This window comes from uncultured Corynebacterium sp. (assembly GCF_937999985.1).
In the GTDB taxonomy this organism is placed as follows: Bacteria; Actinomycetota; Actinomycetes; order Mycobacteriales; family Mycobacteriaceae; genus Corynebacterium.
The window spans coordinates 1-6,757 of the sequence record NZ_CALLDG010000144.1; the positions used below are offsets into that span (position 1 = coordinate 1).

Annotated in this window: 7 protein-coding genes; 3 read left to right on the forward strand and 4 right to left on the reverse strand. The window is 64.8% G+C overall.

Annotated features, from left to right (window positions below):
• Positions 1-240 (reverse strand): superoxide dismutase (locus tag Q0331_RS06740; RefSeq protein WP_367274968.1); only part of this gene is annotated, 240 nt, incomplete at its 3' end.
• Positions 241-475: 235 nt separating this feature from the next.
• Here Q0331_RS06740 and Q0331_RS06745 point away from each other — a divergent pair.
• The 3 genes from Q0331_RS06745 (at position 476) to Q0331_RS06755 (ending at position 3,408) form a co-directional block, all read left to right on the forward strand.
• Entirely contained in the window at positions 476-1,465 is a 990-nt protein-coding gene (locus Q0331_RS06745) for an L-lactate dehydrogenase (RefSeq protein WP_298075656.1), read from the forward strand.
• A gap of 109 nt (positions 1,466-1,574) precedes the next feature.
• Positions 1,575-2,501 (forward strand): glycerophosphodiester phosphodiesterase family protein, encoded by a 927-nt coding sequence (locus Q0331_RS06750; RefSeq protein ID WP_298075657.1) that lies wholly within the window; start codon positions 1,575-1,577, stop codon positions 2,499-2,501.
• Positions 2,494-3,408 carry a DUF5926 family protein gene (locus Q0331_RS06755; RefSeq protein WP_049049290.1) on the forward strand — a complete coding sequence of 305 codons (915 nt, stop codon included), beginning with the start codon at positions 2,494-2,496 and terminating at the stop codon, positions 3,406-3,408. The genes Q0331_RS06750 and Q0331_RS06755 overlap by 8 nt, the downstream gene beginning before the upstream one ends.
• 45 nt (positions 3,409-3,453) lie before the next feature.
• Here Q0331_RS06755 and Q0331_RS06760 read toward each other — a convergent pair whose 3' ends face one another.
• The 3 genes from Q0331_RS06760 to Q0331_RS06770 all read right to left on the reverse strand — a co-directional run.
• Positions 3,454-4,764 carry an LCP family protein gene (locus Q0331_RS06760; RefSeq protein WP_298075659.1) on the reverse strand — a complete coding sequence of 437 codons (1,311 nt, stop codon included), beginning with the start codon at positions 4,762-4,764 and terminating at the stop codon, positions 3,454-3,456.
• 153 nt (positions 4,765-4,917) lie between these two features.
• Positions 4,918-5,652, reverse strand: coding sequence for a CPBP family intramembrane glutamic endopeptidase (locus Q0331_RS06765; RefSeq protein WP_298075660.1), 735 nt, complete (start codon positions 5,650-5,652; stop codon positions 4,918-4,920).
• Positions 5,642-6,757: amidase family protein (locus Q0331_RS06770; RefSeq protein ID WP_298075658.1), on the reverse strand; the 1,116-nt coding region annotated here is incomplete at its 5' end. The genes Q0331_RS06765 and Q0331_RS06770, both read right to left, overlap by 11 nt.

Sequence of the window (6,757 nt, forward strand, 5' to 3'; positions counted from 1 at the left end):
GAACAGGGAGTGGTTGGTGTGGCCACCCAGGTTGAAAGCCAGGTCCTTGGACAGAGCGGTAACTACGCCAGCGATGGAGCCATCCTTGCGGGCAGCCTCCAGCTTCTCGAGGGCAGCGTTAGCGCCGTTAACGTAGTTCTGGTGGTGCTTGGTGTGGTGCAGCTCCATGATCTCGCCGGAGATGTGGGGCTCCAGAGCGTCGTATGCGTAGTCCAGCTCGGGAAGTTCGTACTTAGCCATAGTTTCTAAAGTTCCTTTCACACGTCGGAAGTGCTTATGACAACAAGTGTGGCGCGAAAATATGGTTCCTGCAAGGTTTTCTATCAGTAACTTTTTATTTATTGACGCCACGTTTCAAAAGTTCAATGCTCAGAAACTCTTGTGGTGAGCGTGTCTGGGCCGAGCGCTATGCTGGCCGTGGGCGTCAATAAAGAACGAAGGCACCTACAGGGCAACCAGAAGGAAGAAGGCCACAGTGACTGCTCCACAACCGCACAATGACACCACCACCGCACCACCGACCCCCGGCTCCAAGATCGTTCTCATCGGCGCGGGCGACGTCGGCATCGCCTACGCATACACCCTGGTCAACCAGGGTTTGACCGACCACCTGGCCATCATCGACCTGGACGAGCGTAAGACCTGGGGCCACGTGCAGGACCTCAACCACGCAGTGCCGTGGTCGCATCACAATACCCGCGTGACGGTCGGCACCTACGAGGACTGCCGCGATGCCGCGATGGTCTGCATCTGCGCGGGCGCGGCGCAGAAGCCGGGGGAGACTCGACTGGACCTCGTTGCCAAGAACACCGCAATCTTCAAGACGATCGTCGGCGACGTGATGGAACACGGCTTCAACGGCATCTTCCTGGTTGCCAGCAACCCGGTGGACATCCTGAGCTACGCGACGTGGAAGTTCTCCGGCATGGACTCCAGCCGCGTGATCGGCTCCGGCACGATCCTGGATACCGCGCGCTTCCGCTACGCGCTGGGCCGCTACTTCGACCTCGCGCCGACTTCCGTGCACGCCTACGTGATCGGCGAGCACGGGGATACCGAGCTGCCGGTGCTATCCGCCGGTTCGGTGGCAGGCACTTCCATCCACCACCGGCTGGAGTTGATCGGCGAATCCGCCGACGAGGACGTCGACGAGATCTTCGTGAAGACCCGCGACGCGGCCTACGAGATCATCCAGGCCAAGGGCTCCACCAGCTTCGGCATCGGCATGGGGCTGGCGCGCATCACCCAGGCGGTGTTCAGCAACCAGGATGTTGTGCTGCCGATCTCCACTCTGCTGCAGGGCGAGTACGGATTCGAGGACATCTACATCGGCACTCCCGCGGTGATTAACCGCCAGGGCGTGCGCCATGCCGTGGAGCTGCAGCTGGACGCCGAAGAAAAGGAGAGGTTCGACCACTCCGCGAACGTGTTGCGCAAGGTGATGGGCGAAGCCGGACTAATTTGAGCTGGGCTGTTCTAAGCGGGGCTGATTTAAGTAAACAACAAGTGAAACTTGGAGGCTGTCGGGCGTGAGCGGATGCCGGTTGCAGGCCGGCGCACTAAAAATAGAGGGTATGAAAATTGTCGCCCACCGCGGAGCCTCCAAGGAACGCCCAGAACACACCCTGGCAGCCTATGAACTGGCCGAGCAAAGGGGAGCGGACGGCTTCGAATGCGACATCCGCCTGACCCGCGACGGGGAGCTCGTCTGCCTGCACGACCGCACCGTAGACCGGGTGGCGGTGGACAAGCCCGCGAAATCAAACGGCGTGGTCAGCGAGATGACGTTGGCGCAGCTGCGGGAGCTGAACGTCGGCACTCCCGAGGAGCCCGCGCAGGTGCTTACTCTGCGCGAGCTGCTGACCTTCTTTAACGACGTGAATTCCTCGCGTATCGACGCCGGGCAGGAGCATAGCCAGAGAGCGGAGACGGCTGGCGCTGGAGAGGGGGCGTCACTAAAGAAAGACATCTTTATCGAGACCAAGCACCCGAACCGCTACGGACCCAAGGTCGAGCACGCCCTGCACTATGAACTGCAGCGGGCGCACCTGGCGGAGAGCGCGCACGTGCACCTGATCAGCTTCAGCCCGCAATCGCTGGTGCGCTTCAAGATGATCAACCCGGCGGTTCACCGCATTCTGTTGCGGCGCGAGTACCAGCGCATGCTCAACCCGGGGCTTGAGGCGCTGCAGGTGGTGGACGCCCACGGCCTGTCGGTCGCGCGTGGTCGGATTCGCCCCGACATCATCGGCCGCTTCGGCGATGGAACCTACGTGTGGACCGCCGACAAGGAGGACGAAGTGCGGTGGGCCGCGCGGCAGGGCGTGACCTGGCTGGCGACGAACTACCCCGGGCGGGCGCGGATGTGGCGCGACAGTGAGCTGGGGTTGGACAAGCTGGCTCCAGACAACTTGGCCCCAGACAAGCTGGGAGCAGCTAGAGAAACCAGTGCTGCTGCATTTTCCTTGGTGCAGCCAGGTACAATTAACGACCGTGGCTAAGAAGAAAAAGAATCAAGAGAACCTGCCCGAGGGCATGAGCCGCCGCCAGGCGAAGCTCGCTGCCCGCGCCGCGGAACGCGCGAAGCTGCAGAAGGACCCGCGCCCCTTCGATGGTTTCGCCATGGAGGCCGACCTGATCGCCCTGCAGGAATTCGTCCCCTCGGCGCACTTCGTTGCCGACGTGAAGGACGCGGAGCACAAGATCTCCATCGTTACCGTCCTCCCGGGTGCGGTCGCAGCACTGCGCCGCTCAGAGGAAGACGGCGGTGAGGCTTTTGTTGCACTGCAGACTCAGCGTCGTGGTGACAACCCGAACCGCGACCTGGCATTCGCCCTGAACTGGGTAAAGCAGGCCGAGCCGGGCCAGTCCCTGGAGGTCGGCGTGGCCGACGGCACCGAGCCCGCCCTGGCGGACATCCTGAACAAGGACGCTGCCTCGGAGATCACCGTCGCCCAGGACTTCGCCTGGTGGCTGACCGAGGAAAACCGCAACAACCCGCAGATCGCCGCCACCCTGCAGCGCGCCAACGAGTCCGTGCTGCCGTCTGAGCGCGTGGAGGCGGACATCAAGGGCGCCGCATGGTGGATTGATCCGTCCGACAAGGCGCACATCCGCTGGGTTCGCCAGGAGGGCGAGGAGGAGCTGCTGAACGCTCTGGCACGCCTGCACGCCGCTGGTGAACTGCACCTGGGCGAGGGCTCCAAGTTCGCCGGTGTGTTCCGCACCCACGGCATCCTGGTTCCGGTGTGGGACCTGGACCGTAGCCGCGAGTCCGCTTCCTGGAAGGAAGGCCTGGAGGCACTGGATCCGAAGATCGCAGAAGCCCTGGCCAAGGATGCTCCGCTGACTGCCGACGAGCAGAAGGCCAAGCAGACCATCCAGTCCCGCGAGGTAACCATCCGCTAGTAGCGGCTGGTTAGCGGCTGACTAGTCTGGCTGGCTAGCAGCTGGTTAACGCAGCTCCGCGAACATCTCCTCTGCGCCGGCATCGTCCCACAGTGCGACGTTGCCGGCGTAAGTGTTTTCGTAGCCAGCGATCGGCACGGTTTCCTGCTTCGCGCCGCCGGCCATGGCCAGGCCCAGTGAGGCGAGGTTCCACACGTGGTCGCCCTCGTTGACCTTCATGTTCGCGCTGAGGGCATCCGCGACCTTCAAGTTCTTGAACGGATTCAGCAGAGTGCCGGGGGACTTGATCTTGTTGGACAGCGCGGCCAGGAACTTGCGCTGGCGCTCCACGCGATCCAGGTCTCCCTGCGCCGAGGTGTAGCGGGAGCGCACGTACCCCAGCGCGGTCGGGCCATCGAGTTCCTGGCAGCCGGCCTGCAGTTTGATGCCCGCCATTGGGTCATCCAGCGGCTCGTCCAGGCACATCTCCACGCCGCCGACCGCGTCGACAACATTGGCGAATCCGCCGAAGCCGATCTCTGCGTAGTGGTCCAGGTGGATGCCCGTCGCCTGCTCCACGGTCTGCTGCAGCAGCGCCGGACCGCCGAGGGAAAACGCCTGGTTGAGCTTGTTTTGCCCGTAGCCGGGGATGTCCACCCAGCTATCGCGCGGCAGGGAGAGCATGGTCGCGTCTCCGCCGAAGCGGGGAATGTGCACCACCATGATCGTGTCTGTGCGCCCCACCGATTCATCCAGCTCCCCGGCCATCAGACGGTCAGCGTCTTCCTCGCTTAGCCCGGCACGGGAATCCGAACCAACCAGGAGCCAGTTGGTGCCGGAGGTGCTTCCCAGACGGCCGTCGTAATCCTGCAGGGCATCGATGCGCTGGAGTTTCGTATCGATCCACACGGCGGCGCCGATGCTGAATGCCAGCACGATGGCCAGCAACAGACCTAGCGCTTTGAAGAAGCCGAAGCGCTTGCGCTTCCGTGGTCGCTGGGTAGCTCGCCCGCGGGGGCGCCGAGTGGAGCGCGGGGGTTCGCCCCTGCCAGCACGGCCCCTGCCGGAGCGGTCGTCTGGGTAGCCGCCGAACTGCGGATCGCCGAAAGGTTGACCCTGTTGGCCCGGCTGTGGCTGGTAGCCCCGGTCGGCATTGAGGGTGGCATCGCGCGGCGGGAGCGGCTCGGCTCGGCGGTAGCGCGGCCCTTCGGGCTGATTCGGGATCTCGCGGCGCTGGGGCTGGTTGCGCCTGGTGGGTTCGTTGCCCGTGGGGCGCGTGTGGCCCTCCTTGTTGCTCGGAGGGATGACGCCCTTACGTACCGGCCGCCCGTAGCGATCCAGGATGGGCTTGCCGTGACGATCCCGGGCGATCTCCATGCCTCCGGTGCCATCCGTGCCGCCGGAATTGCTGGCGGGGCGGCGGGAGCCGAAATTATCGCGAGAATTCATGGGGACAATAATAACGGGTTCCGGGGACAGTGCTGGCGTCAATGCAGTGGTACAGCAGCGCTCGCAGAGTCCGGCAGCGCACTAAAACAGCACAGCGTAGCCGACGAATGCGACGGTATCGATCAGCCCGTGGCCGATGACGAGGGGCCAGATCCGCCCGGTTCGCTTGAAGTACCAGAGGTAGATGACACCCATGATGATGTTGCCCAGCCCGGCGGAATACCCCTGGTAAAGGTGGTAGCTGCCCCGCAGCAGCGCGCTGGCGGCGAACACCCACGCCCAGCTGATGCGCAGCTGTCGGAGGCGCGTGCTGAGCCAAGCCACGACCACCAGCTCCTCGGCGAATCCATTGGCCCAGGAGTTCACTATCAGCAGCGGAAACCGCCACCAGGATTCATCCAGCCCCGTGGGTACGACTTGCTTTGATAGCCCCAGGTGCACCGCGCCGAGATAAAACGCCAGCCCCGGCAGCCCGATGATCGCGGCCAGCCCCGCCCCGTGCAGCCAGTCCCGGCCTCGCATCCGCCAGCTGCGCACCAGCGCCGGGATGGGCAGGTGCCGTAGCAGCAGGAATATCGCCAGCCCGCCCCAGGCGAAGAGCACGCCACTGGAGAGCAGCTGCAGTATCGGATCCAGCCAGGGCAGCGTCGACTGCGCCTGGTTGAGGGTGGTTTTTTGATCGTTGAGCGCCTCTGGGCTGACGGTTGCTTCTACCAGCCGGGCGATGGCGCGCAGCCCCGAGGTGCCGAAGGTGATGCCCAGGACAAGCAGCAGTTCCCATCGCAGTGCCGTGCGATCGCGGGTACTAGTGCTCATGCTCATGGCTGTGGCTGTTGTCGGGCTTGGCGCGGAAATCCAGGGTCTCGATATCGCCCGGCACCGCAACGCTGAGGCTTTCGGCGGGCAGGCGCGAGGCGGCGTCCATAATAAAGGCAGCGAGGGAAAGCAGCGTCGCGGCGCTCGTGCGATTGCCGACCGCACCCAGCATCAGGGCGATCGGCCAGCGGCCAGGCACGCGCTCGGGGGCGACGAGCGGCAGTGTGACGGCCGCCCATCCCGTCAGGTTCCACAGGGTGCCCCACGGGGTCCAGGCGGTCTGCGCCCAGAAGTTATCGGCGGGTGTGAGCTGCGAAAATGCCCCGGGGGGCGGCGGTGCGCAGGCGAGGGTTGGGGTGGCGATCACGTCGAAGTGTGGCCACGCCCGCTGTGGGTCTAGCCCGACTATCTGTTTTTCTAACTGTTGACGCCGCCATTTCGGCACCTGCCGGCCTTCTTCGCGCAGCCAGGTAGTAATGGGCGACAGTGTGCCCGGCAGATCCGCACAGCGGGCGGCGATGAGGTCGCGGAAGAGTTGAAAGGTGGCCGGGGGATAGGGCGCGGGCGCCTGGGTTACGGACTCGACGCGCGGATGCGTGGTGGCCAGAGCTGTGGCTGCGGCGGTGGCGGCGGCGATCTCCGGGGAGACAACGCTGCGAGTGTGGAAGGGCTGGTTGGTATAGCCGATGCGCAGAGGCTGTGGCGGGTGAGCGGGCTCCAGGTGCAGTGTGTCCTTATCCGGCGCGGGCAGGCCGTAGGCGCGGGCGGTGGTGGGCAGGTCGGAGGCGATAAAACCCTGTGCGACCGGCGTAAAAGAGCCAAAACGGTGGTTGTGGGCAGGTTTCAACGCGGCGAGCCCGCAGCACGCCGCGGGGATGCGGATGGAACCGCCGCCGTCGGTGGCGTGGGCGATGTTGACCAGCCCTCGGGCGACGGCCGTGGCGGCCCCGCCGGAGGAACCGCCGACCATCATCGCGGAGTTCAACGGGTTGATGGGCTGGGGCATGCCGACGGGCTCAGTATAGGCGGTGGTGCCGTACTCCGCGGAGGAAGACGCGCCGACTAGCGTGGCTCCGCCCACCAGCAGGCGGTGGGCGGCTGTGTC

Excerpts from the sequence above, each read along its gene's own strand:
- Q0331_RS06760 (WP_298075659.1), bottom strand. The coding sequence starts at position 4,764 with ATGGAGATCGCCCGGGATCGTCACGGCAAGCCCATCCTGGATCGCTAC.
- Q0331_RS06750 (WP_298075657.1), top strand. The coding sequence starts at position 1,575 with ATGAAAATTGTCGCCCACCGCGGAGCCTCCAAGGAACGCCCAGAACAC.
- Q0331_RS06765 (WP_298075660.1), bottom strand. The coding sequence starts at position 5,652 with ATGAGCACTAGTACCCGCGATCGCACGGCACTGCGATGGGAACTGCTG.